At 71.7% G+C, this 19,895-nt stretch carries 16 protein-coding genes; 12 read left to right on the forward strand and 4 right to left on the reverse strand.

Going from position 1 to position 19,895, the window contains the following annotated elements:
* Position 1 precedes the first annotated feature (1 nt).
* The 9 genes from ACFYPM_RS26910 to ACFYPM_RS26950 all read left to right on the forward strand — a co-directional run bounded on the left by ACFYPM_RS26910 (position 2) and on the right by ACFYPM_RS26950 (position 10,469).
* Positions 2–1,306, forward strand: a complete 1,305-nt coding sequence (locus ACFYPM_RS26910; RefSeq protein WP_387202422.1) for an ABC transporter substrate-binding protein — start codon at positions 2–4, stop codon at positions 1,304–1,306.
* A 67-nt stretch (positions 1,307–1,373) separates the two neighbouring features.
* Positions 1,374–2,342, forward strand: coding sequence for a sugar ABC transporter permease (locus ACFYPM_RS26915; protein WP_357248550.1), 969 nt, complete (start codon positions 1,374–1,376; stop codon positions 2,340–2,342).
* A 1-nt stretch (position 2,343) separates the two neighbouring features.
* On the forward strand, positions 2,344–3,228 hold the full coding sequence (locus tag ACFYPM_RS26920; protein WP_387202425.1) for a carbohydrate ABC transporter permease: 885 nt from the start codon (positions 2,344–2,346) through the stop codon (positions 3,226–3,228).
* On the forward strand, positions 3,225–5,456 hold the full coding sequence (gene yicI, locus ACFYPM_RS26925; RefSeq protein WP_387202428.1) for an alpha-xylosidase: 2,232 nt from the start codon (positions 3,225–3,227) through the stop codon (positions 5,454–5,456). Before ACFYPM_RS26920 ends, yicI begins: the two co-directional genes overlap by 4 nt.
* On the forward strand, positions 5,453–6,862 hold the full coding sequence (locus tag ACFYPM_RS26930) for a GH1 family beta-glucosidase (protein WP_387202431.1): 1,410 nt from the start codon (positions 5,453–5,455) through the stop codon (positions 6,860–6,862). Before yicI ends, ACFYPM_RS26930 begins: the two co-directional genes overlap by 4 nt.
* 178 nt (positions 6,863–7,040) lie before the next feature.
* Entirely contained in the window at positions 7,041–7,877 is an 837-nt protein-coding gene (locus ACFYPM_RS26935) for an alpha/beta fold hydrolase (RefSeq protein ID WP_387202434.1), read from the forward strand.
* A 9-nt stretch (positions 7,878–7,886) separates the two neighbouring features.
* On the forward strand, positions 7,887–8,723 hold the full coding sequence (locus ACFYPM_RS26940; protein WP_387202437.1) for a helix-turn-helix domain-containing protein: 837 nt from the start codon (positions 7,887–7,889) through the stop codon (positions 8,721–8,723).
* 102 nt (positions 8,724–8,825) lie between these two features.
* Positions 8,826–9,779, forward strand: a complete 954-nt coding sequence (locus ACFYPM_RS26945) for a GlxA family transcriptional regulator (protein ID WP_387202439.1) — start codon at positions 8,826–8,828, stop codon at positions 9,777–9,779.
* A 45-nt stretch (positions 9,780–9,824) separates the two neighbouring features.
* Positions 9,825–10,469 carry a DJ-1/PfpI family protein gene (locus ACFYPM_RS26950; protein ID WP_387202610.1) on the forward strand — a complete coding sequence of 215 codons (645 nt, stop codon included), beginning with the start codon at positions 9,825–9,827 and terminating at the stop codon, positions 10,467–10,469.
* A 42-nt stretch (positions 10,470–10,511) separates the two neighbouring features.
* Here ACFYPM_RS26950 and ACFYPM_RS26955 read toward each other — a convergent pair whose 3' ends face one another.
* Positions 10,512–11,717 carry an MFS transporter gene (locus tag ACFYPM_RS26955; protein WP_387202442.1) on the reverse strand — a complete coding sequence of 402 codons (1,206 nt, stop codon included), beginning with the start codon at positions 11,715–11,717 and terminating at the stop codon, positions 10,512–10,514.
* 16 nt (positions 11,718–11,733) lie between these two features.
* Between ACFYPM_RS26955 and ACFYPM_RS26960 the strand changes: the two genes are divergently transcribed.
* Positions 11,734–12,795: a LacI family DNA-binding transcriptional regulator gene (locus ACFYPM_RS26960; protein ID WP_387202445.1), complete on the forward strand. Its 1,062-nt coding sequence runs from the start codon at positions 11,734–11,736 to the stop codon at positions 12,793–12,795.
* An 84-nt stretch (positions 12,796–12,879) separates the two neighbouring features.
* On the opposite strand, the gene ACFYPM_RS26965 is transcribed toward ACFYPM_RS26960, so the two are convergent.
* The 3 genes from ACFYPM_RS26965 to ACFYPM_RS26975 form a co-directional block, all read right to left on the reverse strand.
* Positions 12,880–13,638 carry a hypothetical protein gene (locus tag ACFYPM_RS26965; protein ID WP_387202448.1) on the reverse strand — a complete coding sequence of 253 codons (759 nt, stop codon included), beginning with the start codon at positions 13,636–13,638 and terminating at the stop codon, positions 12,880–12,882.
* Positions 13,639–13,695: 57 nt separating this feature from the next.
* Positions 13,696–14,289: an NTP transferase domain-containing protein gene (locus tag ACFYPM_RS26970; protein ID WP_387202613.1), complete on the reverse strand. Its 594-nt coding sequence runs from the start codon at positions 14,287–14,289 to the stop codon at positions 13,696–13,698.
* Between the two features lie 297 nt (positions 14,290–14,586).
* Positions 14,587–16,296, reverse strand: coding sequence for a bifunctional 3'-5' exonuclease/DNA polymerase (locus tag ACFYPM_RS26975; protein WP_387202451.1), 1,710 nt, complete (start codon positions 16,294–16,296; stop codon positions 14,587–14,589).
* A gap of 120 nt (positions 16,297–16,416) precedes the next feature.
* Here ACFYPM_RS26975 and ACFYPM_RS26980 point away from each other — a divergent pair, with 120 nt between their 5' ends.
* Both ACFYPM_RS26980 and ACFYPM_RS26985 read left to right on the forward strand, forming a co-directional pair.
* Positions 16,417–18,144: an ABC transporter ATP-binding protein gene (locus ACFYPM_RS26980; RefSeq protein WP_387202454.1), complete on the forward strand. Its 1,728-nt coding sequence runs from the start codon at positions 16,417–16,419 to the stop codon at positions 18,142–18,144.
* Between the two features lie 50 nt (positions 18,145–18,194).
* Positions 18,195–19,892 carry an ABC transporter ATP-binding protein gene (locus tag ACFYPM_RS26985; protein ID WP_387202616.1) on the forward strand — a complete coding sequence of 566 codons (1,698 nt, stop codon included), beginning with the start codon at positions 18,195–18,197 and terminating at the stop codon, positions 19,890–19,892.
* The last annotated feature ends 3 nt before the right edge of the window (positions 19,893–19,895 follow it).

Genomic DNA, 19,895 nt, shown 5'->3' on the forward strand with positions numbered 1-19,895 from the left:
AATGCAGCGATTCCGCCGGATCGTCGCCGCGCTCGCCCTGGCGGCGACCGCGACGACCACCGTGGCCGCCTGCGGCGGTGGTGACAACGGGGACGACAGCGACGCCAAGGTCCTCAAGCTCTGGCACTACGAGAGCGAGAACAGCGCCATGGGCGTCGGTTGGAACCGGGCCATCGAGCTCTTCAAGACCGAGCACCCGGGCGTCGAGGTGCGCTTCGAGCGTAAGGCGTTCGAGCAGATCCAGCAGAACGCCGGCATGATCATCAACTCGTCCGAGGGCCCGGACATCATGGAGTACAACAAGGGCAACGCGACCGCGGGCCTGCTCTCCACCCAGGGCCTCCTCACCGACCTGAGCGGCGAGGCCGACAAGCGCGGCTGGGCCGGCAAGCTCAGCCCCAGCCTGCAGACCACCGCCCGCTACAGCGACAAGGGCGTGATGGGGTCGGGCAAGTGGTTCGGCGTGCCGAACTACGGCGAGTACGTCACGGTCTACTACAACAAGGACCTGTTCCAGAGCAACGGCGTCAAGGTGCCGACCAGCATGGCCGAGATGACCGCCGCGATGGACACCTTCGTCGGCAAGGGCGTCACCCCGCTGGGAATGGCCGGCGCCGAGTACCCGGCCGGGCAGCTCTTCTACCAGCTCGCCCTGTCCAAGGGCGACCGGCAGTTCGTCGACAACTACCAGCTCTACAAGAACCCGGTGGACTTCAAGGCCGACCCGCTCAAGTACGGCGCGGACACCTTCGCCCAGTGGGTGCAGAAGGGTTACGTCGCGAAGAACTCGGCCAGCCTCAAGGCCGAGGACATGGGCACCGCCTTCATCGGCGGCAAGGTTCCGATGATCGTCTCGGGTAGCTGGTGGTACGGCCGGTTCAAGACCGAGATGAAGGCCAACTGGGACACCTTCCTCTTCCCCGGCAACACCCTGCAGGCCGGCTCCTCCGGCAACCTCTGGGTCGTCCCGGAGAACAGCAAGGCCAAGAGCCTGGCGTACGACTTCATCGACATCACCCTGCGTCCGGAGATCCAGGACCTGATCGGCAACAACGGTGGTGTGCCGGTCGCCGCCGACGCGTCGAAGATCAGCGACCCGAAGGACCGCAAGCTGATCGAGGACTTCAACACGGTCAGCAAGGCCGACGGGCTCGCCTTCTACCCGGACTGGCCGGTCCCCGGCTACTACGACGTGCTGGTCTCCGGCTTCCAGGGCCTGATCAACGGGTCCAAGTCGCCCGACCAGGTCCTCGACACGATCGGCAAGCCGTACGCCGATGGCGTCAAGGAGATCACCGGCAAGTGACACGGCGAGCGGCGGGCGTGACCGGCACGACCGGCGCGCCCGCCCGCCCCGCCGGGAAGGATCTTCCATGGCAGTCTCCGAGACCGTCGCCGCCACACCGCCGGCCGCGACGCCCACCCCGCCCGCGCCCAGCCGCAGACGCCGCGGCCGCAACGCGGCGTACTGGCTATACCTGCTCCCCGGAGCGACGCTCTTCGTCCTGGTGATCGGCGCGCCGCTGATCGGCACCCTCTACCTGTCGCTGACCAAGTGGTCCGGCATCGGCGACCCCCGGTGGGTCGGCCTGGACAACTACCGGCAGTTGCTGCAGGACGACGTGTTCTGGGCGTCGTTCCGCAACACCGTCTGGATGCTCGTCGCGATGGTGGTGGTGCCCACCGTGCTCGGGCTGCTGCTCGCCGCGGTGCTCTTCGACGTCATCGGCCGCCGGTTCAAGCCGCGCACCGCCGCCGCGCTGCGGGCCGCGTTCTACCTCCCGCAGGTGCTGCCCGTCGTGGTGGCAGGCATCGTCTGGGGCTGGATCCTGCGCCCGGACGGGGCGTTCAACAGCCTGCTCGACGCGGTCGGTCTCGGCGCGCTGCGCCACGACTGGCTCGGCGACCCGGGCACCGCCCTGCCGGCCGTGATGGCGGTGATGATCTGGGTGCAGATCGGCTATCCGGTGGTCGTCTTCATGGCCGCGTTGCAGCGGGTCGACCCCGAGTTGTACGAGGCGGCCGAGGTCGACGGCGCGAACTGGCTGCACCGGTTCCGGGCGATCACCCTCCCGCAGATCCGGCCGGAGACGTTCGTGGTGGCGCTGACCTGCACCATCGCCGCACTGAAGGTGTTCGGGCCGATCTTCGCCCTGACCCGGGGCGGCCCGGACAACGCGACAAACGTCCCGTCGTACTTCGCCTACTACACGTTCTTCAAGAAACTGCAGGTCGGCTACGGCTCCGCGATCTCCACGGTACTGACGTTGATCATCGTCGTCGTGGCCGTGGTCTTCATCTGGATGCAGGCCCGCAGCGAGCGCCGGGACCGGGGGTTCTGAGATGGCCGTCATCACTCCGACCGTGGCCCCGGTGACGCCACGCCGGCCCGTACCCGATCGGCACCACCGCGGTGTCAGCCGCTGGGTGGTGCTCGCCCTGGTCGTCCTCGGCGCGTTGGTCATGCTCGTGCCGTTCGCGTTCATGCTGCTCAACGCGTTCAAGTCGCCGGGTGACTACTCGTCGGGTGGCCCGCTGAGCTGGCCGACGGAGTTCTACACCAAGGGTCTGCGGACGTACTGGACCGAGGTGAACTTCCCGCTCAAGCTCTGGAACTCGACGCTCATCGCCGGTTCGGTGGCCGTGCTCGGCGTGGCCGTGTCGCTGCTCAACGCATACGCCCTGGGCATCGGCCGGGTCCGCGGCCGGCTCTGGATCGTCGGGTTGTTCCTGCTGGCCAACATGCTGCCGCAGGAGGCGTTGATCTACCCGCTGTACTACGCGGCCAAGGAGGTCGGGCTCTACAACACCCGACTCGCGGTGATCATCATCTTCACGGTGATCCAGAGCGCGTTCGGCACGTACCTGCTCGCCTCGGTGCTGGGGACGTTCCCCCGCTCGCTGCTGGAGGCGGCGGCACTGGACGGCGCCGGCAAGTGGACGGTGCTGTGGCGGGTGGTCTTCCCCAACCTGCGCCCCACCCTCTCGGTGCTGCTCATCTTCTTCTTCATCTGGACCTGGAACGAGTTCCTCATCCCGCTGGTCATGCTGATCGACAACCAGACGCAGACCATCCCGGTGGCGCTCGCGTCGCTGCAGGGTGACCGGCTGATGGACGCTCCGACCACGAACGCCGGCGCCCTGATCAGCCTGGTGCCGGCCATCCTCTTCTTCCTCATCTTCCAGCGCACCCTGGCGCGCGGCATCACGGCAGGAGCCGAGAAGTGAAGTTCACCGACGGGTACTGGCAACTGCGCCCCGGTGTCAACGTCCTACGCCCCGGCGTCGTGGAGTCGGTCGAGCCGGACGAACGCGGCTTCACCGTCTTCGCGCCGACCGGTCAGCTCACCGGACGCGGCGCCACCCTCAACCGGCCCCTGGTCACCGTCCGGTTCTTCTCCCCCGCCCCCGGCGTCGTCGGGGTGACCATCGCCCACCACACCGGTGGGCTGCCCCGCGAGCCGCACTTCGCGCTGAGCACCGACGAGACGCACCCGCTCGTCGTCGACGTCACCGGGCTCAGCGCGACGCTGACCACAGGTGAGCTGACCGCGCGGGTCGCGCTCGTCGACGGGTGGCGGGTCGAGTTCCTGCACGGCGACCGGCTGGTCACCGCCTCCACCGAGCGCAGCGTCGGTGTCGTCACCGACGCCCAGGGGCGCTCGCACGTGCACGAAAGGCTCGCCCTCGGCGTCGGCGAGACGGTGTACGGGTTGGGTGAGCGCTTCGGCCCGTTCGTGAAGAACGGGCAGACCGTCGACATCTGGAACGCCGACGGGGGCACCGCCAGCGAGCAGGCGTACAAGAACGTGCCGTTCTATCTCAGCAGCGCCGGCTACGGGGTGTTCGTGGACCACCCGGAGCACGTGTCGTTCGAGGTCGGCTCCGAGGTGGTCGCGCAGACCCAGTTCAGCGTCGAGGGGCAGGCGCTCACCTACTACGTCATCGACGGCCCCACCCCGAAGGACGTGCTGCGCCGCTACACCGCGCTCACCGGCCGTCCGGCCCGGATCCCCGCCTGGTCGTACGGGTTGTGGCTGTCCACCTCGTTCACCACCTCGTACGACGAGAAGACGGTGACCGAGTTCGTCGACGGGATGGCCGAGCGCGGGCTGCCGCTGTCGGTGTTCCACTTCGACTGCTTCTGGATGCGCCAGTTCCACTGGGTCGACTTCGTCTGGGACCCGGCGACCTTCGGAGATCCGGAGGGGATGCTGCGCCGGCTGCACGAGCGTGACCTGAAGGTGTGCGTCTGGATCAACCCGTACATCGCGCAGCGGTCGTACCTCTTCGAGGAGGGCCGCGAGGCCGGCTACCTGGTGCGTAACCCGGACGGTTCGGTGTGGCAGTGGGACAGGTGGCAGGCCGGCATGGCGCTTGTCGACTTCACCAACCCGGACGCCGTGCGCTGGTTCACCGGCAAGCTCAAGGCGCTGCTCGACATGGGCGTCGACTGCTTCAAGACCGACTTCGGCGAGCGCATCCCGACCGACGTGGTGTGGCACGACGGGTCGGACCCGCAGCGGATGCACAACTACTACTCCTACCTCTACAACAAGGCGGTCTTCGAGCTGCTGGAGACCGAGCGCGGCAAGGGCGAGGCGGTGTTGTTCGCCCGCTCGGCCACCACCGGCGGGCAGCAGTTCCCGGTGCACTGGGGTGGCGACTGCGAGTCGACGTTCGTCGCGATGGCCGAGTCGCTGCGTGGCGGTCTGTCTCTGGCCGCGTCCGGCTTCGGCTACTGGAGCCATGACATCGGCGGCTTCGAGGGCACCCCCGATCCGGCGGTCTTCAAGCGCTGGGTCGCCTTCGGGTTGCTCTCCTCGCATTCCCGGCTGCACGGCTCGGGGTCCTACCGGGTGCCGTGGGCGTTCGACGACGAGGCCGTCGACGTGCTGCGGCACTTCACCCGGCTCAAGCTCGGCCTGATGCCGTACCTGGCGGCCGCCGCACAGGAGGCGCACCGCGACGGTACGCCGGTGATGCGCCCGATGTTCCTGGAGTTCCCGGACGATCCGGCCACGGCGCACCTGGACCGGCAGTACATGCTCGGCCCGGACGTGCTCGTCGCACCGGTGTTCAGCGCCGACGGCACCGTCACCTACTACGTGCCCGCCGGCACCTGGACGCACCTGGTCAGCGGCGCGCAGGTCACCGGCCCGGCGTGGGTCACCGAGAAGCACGCGGTCGACAGCCTGCCGGTGTTGGCCCGGCCCGGCGCGGTCATCCCGTTCGGCTCCCGCACCGACCGACCGGACTACGAGTGGGCCGACGACGTACGGCTGCGGCTGTACGCACCGGCCGAGGGGCAGCGGACCCGGGTACGGGTACCGTCACCCGGGGACGGGCCGGGCGCCGAGTTCGACGTGCGCTACGAGGCGGCGACGGCCAGTGTCGAACTGGTCGCCGGCACCTCGACGGGCTACAGCTGCGAGATCCAGGGGACGGAACGATGACGCGACACCACTTTCCGGAGAGCTTCGTCTGGGGGTCGGCGACGGCGGCGTACCAGATCGAGGGCGCCGCCACGGAGGACGGCCGCGGACCGTCCATCTGGGACACCTACAGCCACACACCGGGTCGGACGTTGAACGGCGACACCGGCGACGTGGCCGCCGACCACTACCACAGGTGGGCCGACGACCTCGGTCACATCGCTGACCTCGGGCTCAGCGCGTACCGGTTCTCCGTCTCCTGGCCGCGGGTGCAGCCGGGCGGCTCGGGCCGCTTCAACCAGGCTGGCATCGACTTCTACGCGCGGCTGGTGGACGGTCTGCTGGAACGGGGCATCCGTCCGGTGGCCACCATGTACCACTGGGACCTGCCGCAGGAGTTGGAGGACGCCGGCGGCTGGGCGGCGCGGGAGACCGCGCTGCGCTTCCAGGAGTACGCGGCCGGCATCGTCGGTGCGCTGGGCGACCGGGTGCACACCTGGACGACGCTCAACGAGCCGTGGTGCTCGGCGTACCTGGGCTACGCCTCCGGCGTACACGCTCCGGGTCGCACGGAGCCGGCGGCGGCCCTGGCCGCGGTCCACCACCTCAACCTCGCGCACGGGCTGGCCGGTCGGGTGGTCCGGGAGCTGGCTCCCGCCGCCGAGCTGTCGGTGACGTTGAACCTGCACGTCATCCGGGCCGCGTCGGACTCGGAGGCGGACTCCGACGCGGCACGGCGGATCGACGCCCTGGCCAACCGCGCGTTCCTCGGCCCGATGCTGGACGGGGAATACCCGGCCGATCTGCTGGCCGACACCGCGTCCGTCACCGACTGGTCGTTCGTCCGCGCGGGTGACGAGAAGCTGATCGCGGTGCCGCTGGACGTGCTCGGGGTCAACTACTACTCCAGCACCCTGGTCCGGGCCTGGGACGGCGTGTCGGCCCGCTCCGACGCCGACGGGCACGGCACGTCGGCCTCGACGCCGTGGGTCGCCGCCGACACCGTCGACTTCCTTCCGCAGCCCGGCCCGTACACGGCGATGGGTTGGAACATCGACCCGCCGGCCCTGACCGAGTTGCTGCTGCGCCTGCACCGCGAATACCCCAGCCAGCCGATGATGATCACCGAGAACGGCGCGGCGTTCGACGACGTGGTGTCGGCCGACGGGCGGATCCACGACGACCGACGGATCGACTACCTGCGTCGGCACATCGGCGCGATGGCCGACGCCCGCGCGCAGGGCGCGGACGTGCGCGGTTACTTCGTCTGGTCGCTGCTGGACAACTTCGAGTGGGGCTACGGCTACGACCGTCGCTTCGGGATCATCCGGGTCGACTACGACACCCAGGTCCGCACCTGGAAGGACAGCGCCCACTGGTACCAGCGGCTCGCCGCCACCGGCAAGCTGGACTCGGCACAGGACTGAGGTAGCACGCCACGCCCGGTCCGATCCGGCGGCCATGTCCTGACGAGCGTGATGCCTGTGAGTCATCTCGATGACTCACAGGCATCACCCATTCCGCAAGGCGCGAGGCGACGCCTTCTGGAGCCGCGCTGACATTCGTCCAAGACGAACGACCGGCGGCCCGTGCATCGTCGTTCTCATGACTGAGTACGACGTTGCGCGGTCGCAGGGCATGCACGTGGTCCACGACGGTCCGCGGGAGGCGCCGCCGTTGTTGCTGATCCACGGGTCCGGGATGTCGGGCGCCTCCTGGAACCCGGTGGTACCGGCGCTCGCCGACCAGCACCACGTCGTCCGGGTGGACCTCCCGGGCTGCGGGCGGTCGCCGGCCTCGCCGTCGTACGAGGTGACCGCCCAGGTCGACCGGGTGGCGGCGGTGCTCGACAACCTCGGCGTCCGGCCAGTCATCGCAGTCGGGCACTCCAGTGGCGGCTACCTCGCCACCGCGCTCGCCGAACGACGTCCGGACCTGGTGGCGTCGCTCGCTCTGGTCAGCACCGGCCCGAGTCCCGACGCTCTGCTTCCACAGCCGGCCGTTCTCCGTGCCCTGCTAGCTCCGCCGCTCGGTCCGCTGCTCTGGGCGCGACGATCGGATGCCATGATCCGCAGGGGGATCAGCGCCACCTGCGCGCGTCCGGTCGACGTTCCGGACGATCTGGTCAGCGACGTCCGACGCATCACCTACGGCGGGCTGCGATCGGTGCTGCGCGCCTACGACGCCTACATTGAGGAGCGGAGTGTGCCCGAGCGGCTCGCCGCTCTCGATGTCCCGGTGCTTGTGCTCTTCGGCGGCGGCGACCGCCGCTGGGATCCGTCGTCGGCGCACCGGTACGACGCGGTGCCGAGGGCGCGGGTCGAGGTGCTGCCCAACGTCGGACACGTACCCATGCTGGAAGCCCCCGAGGCGACCAGCAGGCTGCTGCTGGGCTTCACGGCAACGGTCACGGACACCCCGCCGGCGACCCCGCCGGCCTAGACTCGACAGATGGGGACGCCGCCGCTCGACTGGTCGTCGGTGGACGTGGTGGTCCCGGGTCCGGCGGCCCGGCTGCCGGGGATCCGGATGGCCGGCTTCCGGCACCAGGGCTGCGCACCCGTGGACATCGCGCTGGTCGCGCACCCGTCGATCACCCTGCTCATCGACCTCGACGAGGATACGGGCCTGACCTACACCGTGAACGGCCGGCACGGCAGCGGCAGTGCGGTCGTCGGCCTGCTCCCCGGTGACCTCCGGGCGACGGGCCGAGGGTTCGGCGAGTGCCTCCAGATCCGGCTGGAGCCGATCCCCGCGGCCGCCGTGCTCGGCACGTCGGCGGGGATCTGCGGAGCGGTGGTCTCCCTCGACGACGTCTGGGGCCGCGCCGCCGAGCGGGTGGAGGCGAGGCTGCGCGCCACCGCGTCGTGGGACGAACGGTTCGCCATCGCCGCAGAGCTCCTCGGCCGGCGGTTGGACACCCGTCGACCGACCGATCCGGAGGTCGTCCACGCCTGGCGGCGGACCCGCACCAGCCGAGGCCGGATACGAGTCGACAGCCTGGCCGCCGAGCTCGGCTGGAGCCGCAAGCGCCTGCTGTCCCGCTTTCGGTCGCAGCTGGGCATCACACCCAAACGCGCCGCCCGCCTGGTGCGGTTCGACCATGCCGCCCACCTTCTCGCCGCGGGCCATTCCGCCGCCACAGTTGCCACCGACAGCGGCTACGTCGACCAGTCACATCTGCACCGCGACGTGCGGGAGTTCGCCGCGCAGACGCCCACGGCGCTGGCCGCGGCGCCATGGCTCGCGATCGACGACGTGGCGTGGCCCGCCCCCTCATCCGCCTAGGCACCGTCGCGCCCAGTGGTACCAGCGGCTCACCGGCACCGTGTCACTTTCCGTGGGTACGGCGTCATGGTGTCACGATGGCTCCGCCGGCAGACTCAGGGCATGGTTGAGCGCGTCACCGTCGTCGCCTTCGCGGGCATGCAGTCCCTCGACGTCAACGGGCCGTGGGAGGTTCTGGCGGGGGTGAACCAGTACCGGGCGGCACGCGGCGAGCGCCCCGCGTACGACCTGCGGCTGGCGGGCGCGGAGGCCGAGGTGATGTCCGAGAGCGGCCTCGTCCTGGTGGCCGACGCGCTCGGAGAGCCGGTCCGGGCCGGCACGCTCGTGGTGCCCGGCGGCCGGGCGGCAGCCCAGGATGGGCATGCCGACCTCGTCGCCTGGTTGCGCGAGTGCCGCCCCACCCGACTGTTGTCGATCTGTTCCGGGGCGTTCCTGTGCGCGCGGGCCGGGTTGCTCAGCGGTCGTAGGGTGGCCACCCACTGGTCCCTGTCGAGGGACCTCGGTCGGCGATTCACCGACCTCGCCGTCGACCACGACGCCCTCTACGTGCACGACGGCCCGGTCTGGACGTCGGGCGGTGTCACGTCAGGAATCGATCTGGCACTGGCCGTCGTGGCGGCCGACCACGGAGCACGAGTCGCCCAGGAGATCGCCCGCTGGCTCGTGATGTACCTACACCGGCCCGGCCAACAGGCGCAGTTCTCCGGCCCGGTGTGGTTGGAACGTGCCACGGAGAGACGAGTGGCTGCCGTTCAGCGTGCCCTCGACGCCGATCCGGCCGCGAAACACCGCGTCGACGACCTTGCCGCGCAGCTCGCCCTGTCGCCCCGGCACTTCCAACGTCTCTTCGTCCGTGAGACGGGGCTCACCGTCGGGCGCTATCTCAGCGAGCTTCGCCTGGAGGCCGCCAAACGCCTTCTGGTGCAGTCCGACCTCGCCCTCGATGTGGTGGCGGCCAGGTCGGGGCTCGGGTCCGCCGAGTCGCTCCGACGAGTCTTCGGCGAACGGCTCGGCACGACCCCGGGTGCCTTTCGCGCACGCTTCTCGATGCTCTGACCGCGTTCGGCGGTCCAGCACTGTCAACCGAAGGGACCTCCGGTGATGAACGTCGTCATACCTCTGTACGAGCGTTTCACCGCGCTGGACGTCATCGGCGTCTACCAGCCACTGGCTCTCACCCCGGGCATCCACGTGGTCCTGGTCGCCGAACGCCACGGTCCCGTTAGGGACGACTGCGGGATGGTCTCCCTGGTGGCCGAGATCGCGCTCGAAGACGTGGAAGCGGCTGACGTTCTCGTCGTCCCGGGAGGACCAGGGACCGTTCAGGCTCTCACTGGGCCGCTGCCGGGCTGGATCAGACGCATCCACGAGACGACAAAGCTCACGACCTCCGTGTGCTCCGGGTCGATCCTGCTGGGAGCCGCCGGGCTGCTTCGGGGTCGACGGGGCACCAGCCACTACCGCACCGTCCAGGAGTTGGTCCACTTCGGCGCCGAGCCGACGGACCAGCGAGTCGTCGAAGAACCGGACGCCCGCATCATCACGGCGGCCGGTGTGTCGAGCGGCATCGACATGGGACTGAGACTTGTCGAACTCCTCACCGACCGGACGACCGCAGAGGCCGTCCAACTCTGGATGGAGTACGACCCACAACCGCCGTTCGACAGCGGCCACCCGTCCCGCGCGACCCCCGAGGTGCTCGCCCGAGCGACCGCGTACGAGAGCGCGGCCAGAATGCCCAGGTGACCTGTCGGAGCGCGTGGGCGGCCGGCGCGGCGGGCGATCGGCTCACCTGCTGGCGCGGCGGGCACGGAGCCCGCCCCACAGGAGCAGCACGCAGCAGCCGATCAGCACCGGCTCCAGGGTGAAGGCGGTGACCAGCCCGTACCGGTCCGCCAGGCCGCCGAGCAGGAAGGGGGACACGCCCGCGACCACGCCGAGGATCAGTTGCGAGCGGGCATTGGCCCGGTCCTCCTGTCCGCCGGCCGCGCCGAGGGTGAGCGAGAGCCCGAGCGGATAGAGGTTGGCGATGCCCACTCCGGACAGGAACAGCCCGAGGACGGCGAGGACCGGCTGGTCGGTCAGCCAGAACAGCACGAAGCTGGGGCCGGTGACCGCCAGCGATGCGTACAGCAGCGCCACCGCGCGACCGGGGCGGCGGGTGAGCCGCGCGCCGAGCAGGCGTCCGATCAGGATGCCGAGGTAGTTGCTGCTCAGCGCGGTGCTGGCCGCGGCGGCGGACATGCCGGCCTGGATGAGCAACTGGGGACCGAAGTACACCAGGCAGAACTCGATCGCCGAACTGACAGCGGTCAGCATGGCGAACAGCCAGCAGGCCAGCGGCAGGCCCCCGGCCTTCTTCGCGGTGGTGGGTCGCGGCGCCGCCGGTAGCGGCTGGCGGCGGTGGCGCAGGTACAGCAGCACGAGGACGACGGCCGGCAACACGAATGTGGCGCGCCAGCCCACCGCGCTGGCCGCCAGCGCGCCGAGGACCAGCGGGGCGAACACCGCGGACGCGCCAGCGCCCACGTTGGCCTCGGTCAACGCCCGGTCGCGCCGGTCGCCGTGCCGGTCGGACAGCACCGCCTGGACGACGGTGAGCATCGTGGTCCCGGCCAGACCGAACACGACGGCTCCGAGCAGGGTGGCCGCCGTGCTGTCGCCCAGGGTGAACAGGCCGGCGCCGACCGCGGTGGCGACGGCCGAGCACCACAGCAGCGCACCCCGGGCCAGGCGGCGAGCCGCCCACACGAACCCGACCGCGGACAGCGCCGCGCCCCCCGCCCACAACAGTTCGTAGACGCCCAGCAGCGTGTAGGAGAAACCCAACTCCGCCCGCAGGAGGGTCAGCGCCGGCCCGAAGGCGTACAGCCAGAACGTCCAGCAGGCCAGGACGGCGTACGAAAGCCTGGTCGGCGCGTCCCGGACGAAGGTCTCGATCTCGGTCTGCCGTCGTGACGTGGGCGGCCGCTGCCGCGTTGTGTATCGATACACAGATAGAGTCTGTGCCATGAACCGCCCCGCGGACAACCCCAAGCGGCCGACTCTGCATCAGGTGGCCGCCGCCGCCGGCGTCTCGCCGATGACGGTTTCCTACGCGTACTCCCAGCCCGGGAGGGTCTCCGCCGAGGCCGCGGCGAAGGTGCGTGCGGCGGCGCGGGAGCTGGGCTATCCCGGGCCGCACCCGGCCGCCCGCTCGCTGCGACGCGGCCGCGCGGGCACGCTCGGCGTCGTACTCGGTGAGAGGTTGAGCTACGCCTTCGACGACCCGCAGGCGGCGCGCTTCCTCGCCGGGGTCTCCGACGTGTGCGCGGCGGAGGGCGTCGGACTCACCCTGATACCGATCACCGGCGCACCGTCGGACGCCCAGCGCGTCGCGCAGGCGGCCGTGGACGGGTTCGTCGTCTGGACCACCAGCGACGACGATCCGGTCCTGGACGCCGTGGCCGACACCGGCCTGTCCGCGGTGGTCCACGCCGGCCCGCACCGCCGGGACCTGCCGGTGATCGGCATCGACGACCGGGCTGCCGCCGCCGCGGTCGGACGGGTGGCGTTCGCCGAGGCGCGACGCCCGCTCGTGCTCGGTTTTCCGCTCGACCGGAGTCGCGCCCGCCGACTGCTCACCGGCGACCAGGAGCCCGAGGTGAGGTTCCCGGTGACCCGGCACCGGTGGGAGGGTTTCCGGGACGCCTGGACACACGCGGGTCAGCGGGCCGCGGATATGCGGCTGGCAGTCTGCCCGGTCAACCACGTCGCCGAGGGCGAGACCTTCGCCGCCGAACTGCTCGGGGGCACCGACCCGCCGGACGCCATCGCCGCGATGAGCGACGAACTCGCCCTGGGTGCCCTGCGCGCCGTGGCGAGCGCCGGCCTGCGCGTTCCCGACAACGTCGCGGTGACGGGCTGGGACGACGCGGACGCGGCCGCGCCCGCCGGCCTGACCACCCTGGCGCAGTCGCTGCGCGAGCAGGGCGCGCACTGCGCCCGTGCGGCGCTCGGAGGCCCCACCACGGCATCAGCACGCCACGATTGGCACGTGGTGGTGCGCGCGAGCACCCGTCGCCAGTCGTGATCCGGGCCGTGCCCGGGCAGCGGTGGTGAGAGGGTCTGGCCGATCGGCTCGGCCCGGAGTCACCGGAGAGGGCTGACCACGCGATCACGGCCTGGGCAGGTCGGCGCAGAGCTTCCTCGGGAAGGCCGGCGCGGTGGTGTGGACGCGTCCGCAGCCGACCTCCGTCGAGCTGGCGATCCTCTCCCAGCCGCCGGGGCCGGCCCACCGCAGGAAGTAGCGGCGCACGTTTACCGACGCGTCGCAGCCGGGCCGCGCCTCGACGCCGCACGGCACCGGATCGAACGGCACCGTCATGACCAACCAGCTGCCGTCGCAGCCCTCGACCGATCCGACCGAGTGCCGGGACACGTCCATGCCGCGGACCACGACATCGACCCACTTGTGGTCGCAGTGGTCCTTCGGCATCGGACCACAGCCGAACGTCGGGTCGCAGCGGTGGTACTGCGCGCCGTCGAGTTTCCACGGCTCCTGGTTGAGCACGACGGTCCGGCCGGCGATCGGCCCCGGCACCGTCAGCGTCGTCTCGCCCGGTGTGTGGGTGGGGCAGGCCCCGACCACCGCGGACAGGCGCGAATCCTGCACCACGTTGGCGTGGATGAGGTTGTTCTCCTCGACGAGGTACTCGATTCGCGGATTCCGGGAGCAACCGTCCGCGTCAGCCAACAGCGCCACGGTCAGCACGAGCGAGCGCGGGTCCGTGCTGGCCCGGACGGCCGTGACATCAGCCTGGTAGGTGCTCCAGTCGGTGCCCACGGGAGGGCCATCCCGCACTGGGGTTTCGCCCGGCCTGGCGCAGCCGACGAGCGCGGCCAGGCACAGCAGGGCGGTGGCGAGTCGACGCATGGCAACGAGTATCGCCGCTGGGCGACCCGGCACATCCGTACGGATACTCAGTCCACCTCAGACCCCGACGCGCTGGGGCGGAACGGTCAGGCCGTAGAGCGCCATCATCTCGGGGGTGTCGACCCGGCTGCCGTCCGCGACCGCGTCGCAGGCGATGTCGACGATCTGGTCCTTGTGCGCCAGCAGGTACGGTCGGGCACCCACGTCCGCGCTGGCGAGGGTCGCGATGCCGGGCCAGTGCCGGCGACCGAAGAGCATCGGGTAACCGCGCAGGCCGTCGTAGGTGGCGCAGACCAGCACGTCCGGGTACGGCAGCGCGGCAACCCGTCGGACCGCGACGGCGGTCAGGCCCGGCATGTCGACCGGGACCACCACCACCGCCTCGATCCCCTCGTCACCGATGGCGGCCAAACCGGCCCGGATGGACGAGCCGACCCCGGTGCCCCACGCCTTGTTGATCACGACGGTGGCCCGGCCCAGGTCGGCGGTTTCCCGGACCTGCTCGGCGGCGGCACCCAGCACGACCACGATCTGCTCGCAGCCCGCCTCGGTCATCGTGTCGATCATCTGATTGACCAGCGGCTTCTCGCCGTGGTGCAGCAGCGCCTCGGGACCACCGATACGTCGTCCCCCGCCCGCGGCGATGATCATTCCTGCGATCCCGTTCAGCTGCGCCCCCTCAAGCATGGGAGCGACCGTGACCGATCCGCCCCCTCCTACGGACACTGCAACGAGGACGGCGGGCCGAGAGTAGCGGGGCGAAAAGGAGAAATAGCACAACCGTTACACGCCCGGCATCTCTGCCAACAGCCCCGACGTGGTCCGCCGCGACGGCGAAGCCGAGCGTCGAGCGGCGGTCAAGCCACCTCGGGAGACCGCGGGACCGTCGACCCGCCCCACCGCCGGGCACCCGGGCGGACATCCGCCGGCCCGCGCCCCCGCGGTCGGTCAGGTCGCGTCGGCGTAACAGTCCACGATGGACAGATCAAGCGGAAAGCGGACCGGCGTCGCACCGAAGAGCAGTGCGGAGGCCTGCTCGCCACACCGGTTGACGGCCTCGGCGACCGCATCCGCCTGCGCGGCGGGCGCATGCACGACCACCTCGTCGTGCTGGAAGAAGACCAGCTCCGCGTCGGTGCCGACCAACTCGGTACGCAACGTGGCCAGCAGGGTGGAAGCCCACTCGGCAGCGGTCGCCTGGATGACGAAGTTGCGCGTGAAACGGCCCCGGGATCGCGCGGCCCGCGCCCGGGGACCCTGCGGATCGGCCGCCGCGTCCGGGTCGGAGGGCAGGTCGTCGGGGTCACCGAACCCCACCGCACCGGGCGGACACGTCCGCCCCAGCCAGGACCGCACCAGACCACCCGCCTCACCGGTACGCGCCGCCGCCTCCACGAAGGCGAACGCCGTCGGGTAGCTGCGCTTCAGCACCGCCAACGCGGGCACCGCCGCACCGCCGGTCTGCCCGTACATGGCGCCGAGCAGGGCCACCTTGGCCTTGGCCCGGTCGCCGCCGAACGAGTCGCGCGCCAGCGCGGCATAGAGGTCACCGGCCCCACCCGCCGCCGCCAGCCGCGCGTCGCCGGACACCGCCGCCAGCACCCGCGGCTCCAACTGACCGGCGTCGGCGACCACCAACCGCCAGCCCGGATCGGCCACCACCGCCCGACGGATCACCTTGGGGATCTGCAACGCGCCACCACCCCGGGTCGCCCACCGGCCGGAGACGACACCGGCCGGCACGTACTCCGGTTGGAACCGGCCGCCCCGCACCCACTGATCGAGCCAGGCCCAGCCGTGCGCCGTCCAGATCCGGTAGAGCTCCTTGTATTCCAGGACCAGCGGCACCGCCGGATGGTCAACCCCGCGCAGCACCCAGGCCCGGGTGTTGGGCAGCTCCACCCCGACGCGGGCGAACGCCTTCAGCAGCTCCGTCGGGGAGTCGGTGTGCAGGCCGCGTACGCCGAGCGCGTCGGCGATCCGGGCGGCCAGCTCGGCGAGTCGGCGTGGCGGACCACCGACCGGGGACGCCTCGCCGAGCAACTCGTGCAGGATCTCGTTGTGCACGTCGGCGCGCCAGGGCAGCCCGGCGGCACCCATCTCCGCCGCGATCAGCGCGCCTGCCGACTCGGCGGCCACCAGCAACCGGAACCGGCCCGGGTGCTCGGTCGCGGCGGTGCGGGCGAGCTGGTCGGCGTACACCCGGATCAGCGCGTCGATGCCCGGCCCCGAAGGGCCGGGCAGTGTGTCGAAGAGCGCGCCCTGGCCGTGCCCGGGGGGCGCGGCGGCGCGCGGCGGTGGGTCGGGTGGCACCGACGCGCCGGTCAGCCGGGCCCAGGCCGCCGCGAGCGAGCGCGGCTCACCCCAGCGGCCGGCCTGCCCGAGCAGCAACGCCTCGGTCAGCTCCACGTCGTGACACCTGTCGACCCGGACGCCGGCACGCAGCAGCGGCGGGTAGACGGAGGTGGCGGTGGACCAGACCCAACGCGGATGCTCGGCGGCCTCGCGGGCGGCGACCGCGGCGACCAGGTCGACGACGACCTCGGGCGGGCCGGCGGGCTGACCGCCGGCACCCAGCGGGCACAGCACTCCCCCACCTCGCTCGTCAGACACCACCGCCACCAGCACGAACGTGATTCTGCCTCTCCCTTGCGACAAAACCGGAGGCGCACCTCACCGGTGTCGGGCCGGTCGGGCGTCGGAGGCGCTCGGTAGCGTGGTCGAGTGCCCCCGCAGATCCCCCATTCCGATCCTGGCACCCCCGACACCCGGGGACCGATGCGATACCTGTGGTGGCTGGTCCGGTGCCAACCCTGGCGGGTGCTGCGCGGCAGCCTGATCGGCACGGCCTGGATGGTCGGGCTCTCCGCCCGGCCCTACCTGATCTACCGCGCCGTCGACGACGGGCTGCGCCCGGGAGACACGCACGCCCTGGTGTTCTGGGTCGCGGCGATCGTCGTCGCGGGGGTGGCCCTGTCCTACCTCGGCATCATGCGGCACCGCACGATGACCTTCATCCGGGAGGACGCCAAGGCGCGCTCGGCAGAGGTGCTGCTGCGTCACCTGTCCCGGATCGGCGCGGTGCTGCCGCGCCGGTTCGGCGCGGGCGAGGTGTCCACCGTCGGCGGCTCCGACATCGACTGGACGGCGCAGGTGCTGACGCTGACCGGGCCGGGCGTCGGCGCGGTCGTCGCGTACGGCATCATCGCCGTGGTCCTCTGGTCGATCTCCCCGCTGCTGGCGCTCTGCGTGCTGCTGGGCGTGCCGGCGGTCGGTCTGGTCGTCGGGCCGCTGCTGCGCCGCCTGGAACGGGCCGAGTCGGTCTACCGCCGGCAGCAGGGTGCGCTCACCGCCCGCTCCGGGGACATCGTGGCGGGGCTGCGGGTGCTCGCCGGCGTGGGTGGCCGGGACCTGTTCGCCAGGCGGTACGCGGTCAGGTCCCAGGACCTGCGCGCCGAGGGCTACCGCGTCGGCGCGGTGAACAGCTGGATCGACGCGGCGACCGTCGCCATTCCCGGGTTGTTCCTTGCCGCGGTGGTGTGGCTGACCGCGCGGATGGCGGTGACGGGTGCCGTCACGATCGGCGAGCTGGTCGCCGTCTACGGCTACGTGGCGACCCTGATCGTGCCGGTCTGGTTCCTGCTGGAGGGCAGCCACGAGCTGATCCGGGGACGGGTCGCCGCCCGACGGATCGCCGACCTGCTCACCGTGACCCCGGACGACATCGGCGGCCCGGGTCGTCGGTGGTCGGGCTCGGTGCCCGACGCACGCCGGCCGGGTGCCCTGGCCGCACCGGTCGGCCCCGCCGACCTGCACGACCCGGAGACCGGCCTGACCGTGCCCGCCGGCCGGCTGACCGGGGTGGCCGCCGACGACCCGGCGGCGGCCGTGGCGCTGGCCGACCGGCTCGGCCGGTACGCCGTCAGCGACACCACCTGGGGTGACGTGCCGTTGGCCGGGGTCGCCCTGGACGAGGTCCGCTCCCGGATCCTGGTCGCCGACCACGACTCGTACCTGTTCGCCGGTGCACTGCGGGACGTGCTGTGCCGTGGGGGCGACGATAACCGGATCCGGGCGGCCCTGCGGATTGCCTCGGCGGACGACATCGTCGACGCCCTGCCCGGCGGGCTGGACACCCCGCTGGACGCCCGGGCCCGGACCCTCTCCGGCGGTCAGCGCCAACGGGTCCGCCTGGCCCGGGCGCTCCTCGCCGAAGCGGAGGTGCTGATCCTCGTCGACCCGACGTCGGCGGTGGACGCGCACACCGAGGCGCGGATCGCCGAGCGGCTGCGGACCGCCCGGGCCGGGCGGACGACGGTGGTGATCGCCACCTCGCCGCTGCTGCTCGGCCGGGCCGACCTGGTCGCGTTCCTGAGCGCCGGCCGGATCGCCGCCGCCGGCAGCCACGCCGATTTGCTCGACTCCGACGCCGACTACCGGCGTCTGGTGTCCCGGGGCAGCGCGGATCTCGACAGGCCAACCGACACCGAGGAGGTCTACCGGTGAGCCGGCTGCCGGTGGCCGACCGGAGCACCGTTCGTCGTGCCCTGCGCGAGATGATCAGCCGGCATCGCCGCGCGGTAGGTGTCGTGCTGGCGCTGCACGCCGCTGCCGCGGTCGCCGGGCTCGCCCCGCCGTGGCTGCTGGGCACCATCGTCGACCGGGTCACCGCGGGCGCCGGAGTGGCGACAGTGGACCGGCTGGCGCTTGCCATCGCCGGCTGCGTCCTGGTCAGCGCGCTGCTGTCCCGCTACGCCCAGTACGCCGGCCACCGCTTCGGTGAACGGGCCGTCGCCGAGTTGCGGGAGGAGTTCGTCTCCCGGACCCTCGGCCTGCCGGTCTCGGTCGTCGAGCGCGCCGGCTCGGGCGACCTGGCCACCCGCAGCTCGGTCGACGTGTCGACGGTCGGGACCACGGTGCGGAACGTGGTGCCCACGATCGTCATCTCCTCGGTGCAGTTGACCCTGCTGTTCGGGGCGATCTTCCTGTTGCATCCGCTGCTCGGCCTGGCGGCACTGGCCGGGCTCCCGTCGATCGTGGCGGCCACCCGCTGGTACCTGCGCCGGGCCAGTCCCGCCTACCTCACCGAGGGCGCGGCGGCGGCGGAGTTGACCGAGACGCTGACCACCACCGCCGCGGGCGCCCGCACGGTGGAGGCGCTGCGGCTGACCGACGACCGGATCCGGCACGGCACCGACCGGATCACCCGGTTGTGGCAGGCCCGACGGGCGACCCTGAGGCTGCGTACGGTGTTCTTCTCCGTCGTCGAGGCCAGCTATCCGCTGCCGATCGCCCTGGTCCTGCTCGTCGGCGGCTACCTGCTCTCCCGGGACCAGGTCACCCTCGGCGCGGTGGTCGCCGCCGCGCTCTACCTGCAACAGGCGATCGACCCGATGGACCGGCTGTTGCAGTGGACCGAGCAGGCGCAGCGTGGTTTCGCGTCGTACGCCCGGGTGCTCGGCGTCGGCCTGGTCCCGCCGGAGCCACCCGGTCGGGCGGCCACGTCCCGGGGCGAACGGGTCGTCGTCCGGGGGGCGCGGTTCTCCTACTCCGGCGGCCCGGACGTGCTGCACGGCATCGACCTGGAGGTGCAGCCGGGTGAGCGGCTGGCCGTCGTCGGTCCGTCGGGCGCTGGCAAGTCCACCCTGGCCCGACTGCTGGCCGGGATCGACGCGCCCCGCGACGGCGTGGTCAGCATCGGTGGTTGCCCGGTTACCGACCTCGACCCCGCCGAACGTCGACGCCGCATCGCCCTGGTCACCCAGGAGCACCACGTGTTCATCGGCTCGGTGCGCGACAACCTCGCCTTCGCCGGGCCGGACGCGTCGGACGAGCAGATGCGCGCCGCGCTTGGCACAGTCGGCGCGGACTGGTGTGCCGAGCTGCCCGACGGGCTGGACACCCAGCTCGGCGACGGTGCCCGGCAGCTCGGCGCGGCCGAGGCACAGCAGCTCGCGCTGGCCCGGCTGGTGCTCGCCGACCCGCACACGCTGATCCTCGACGAGGCGACCGCCGCGCTCGACCCGAGCACCGCCCGCCGCACCGAACGGGCGCTGGCCGCCGTGCTGGTCGGGCGGACCGTCATCGCGATCGCGCACCGGCTCAACACCGCGCACGACGCCGACCGGGTCGCCGTGCTTGCCGACGGCCGGATCACCGAGATCGGCAGCCACGAGGACCTCGTGGCTGCCGACGGGGCGTACGCGGCCCTCTGGCACTCCTGGCACAGTCCGGCCGACGAGCGCCCGAGGTGACCG

The sequence above is a fragment of the Micromonospora sp. NPDC005203 genome, from assembly GCF_042872705.1.
In the GTDB taxonomy this organism is placed as follows: domain Bacteria; phylum Actinomycetota; class Actinomycetes; order Mycobacteriales; family Micromonosporaceae; genus Micromonospora.

Bases quoted from the DNA above. Each gene is read 5' to 3' on its own strand.
- ACFYPM_RS26910 (WP_387202422.1), top strand. From the start codon at position 2: ATGCAGCGATTCCGCCGGATCGTCGCCGCGCTCGCCCTGGCGGCGACC.
- ACFYPM_RS26915 (WP_357248550.1), top strand. From the start codon at position 1,374: ATGGCAGTCTCCGAGACCGTCGCCGCCACACCGCCGGCCGCGACGCCC.
- ACFYPM_RS26920 (WP_387202425.1), top strand. From the start codon at position 2,344: ATGGCCGTCATCACTCCGACCGTGGCCCCGGTGACGCCACGCCGGCCC.
- ACFYPM_RS26930 (WP_387202431.1), top strand. From the start codon at position 5,453: ATGACGCGACACCACTTTCCGGAGAGCTTCGTCTGGGGGTCGGCGACG.
- ACFYPM_RS26935 (WP_387202434.1), top strand. From the start codon at position 7,041: ATGACTGAGTACGACGTTGCGCGGTCGCAGGGCATGCACGTGGTCCAC.
- ACFYPM_RS26940 (WP_387202437.1), top strand. From the start codon at position 7,887: ATGGGGACGCCGCCGCTCGACTGGTCGTCGGTGGACGTGGTGGTCCCG.
- ACFYPM_RS26945 (WP_387202439.1), top strand. From the start codon at position 8,826: ATGGTTGAGCGCGTCACCGTCGTCGCCTTCGCGGGCATGCAGTCCCTC.
- ACFYPM_RS26950 (WP_387202610.1), top strand. From the start codon at position 9,825: ATGAACGTCGTCATACCTCTGTACGAGCGTTTCACCGCGCTGGACGTC.
- ACFYPM_RS26960 (WP_387202445.1), top strand. From the start codon at position 11,734: ATGAACCGCCCCGCGGACAACCCCAAGCGGCCGACTCTGCATCAGGTG.
- ACFYPM_RS26965 (WP_387202448.1), bottom strand. From the start codon at position 13,638: ATGCGTCGACTCGCCACCGCCCTGCTGTGCCTGGCCGCGCTCGTCGGC.
- ACFYPM_RS26970 (WP_387202613.1), bottom strand. From the start codon at position 14,289: ATGATCATCGCCGCGGGCGGGGGACGACGTATCGGTGGTCCCGAGGCG.
- ACFYPM_RS26980 (WP_387202454.1), top strand. From the start codon at position 16,417: ATGCGATACCTGTGGTGGCTGGTCCGGTGCCAACCCTGGCGGGTGCTG.
- ACFYPM_RS26985 (WP_387202616.1), top strand. From the start codon at position 18,195: ATGATCAGCCGGCATCGCCGCGCGGTAGGTGTCGTGCTGGCGCTGCAC.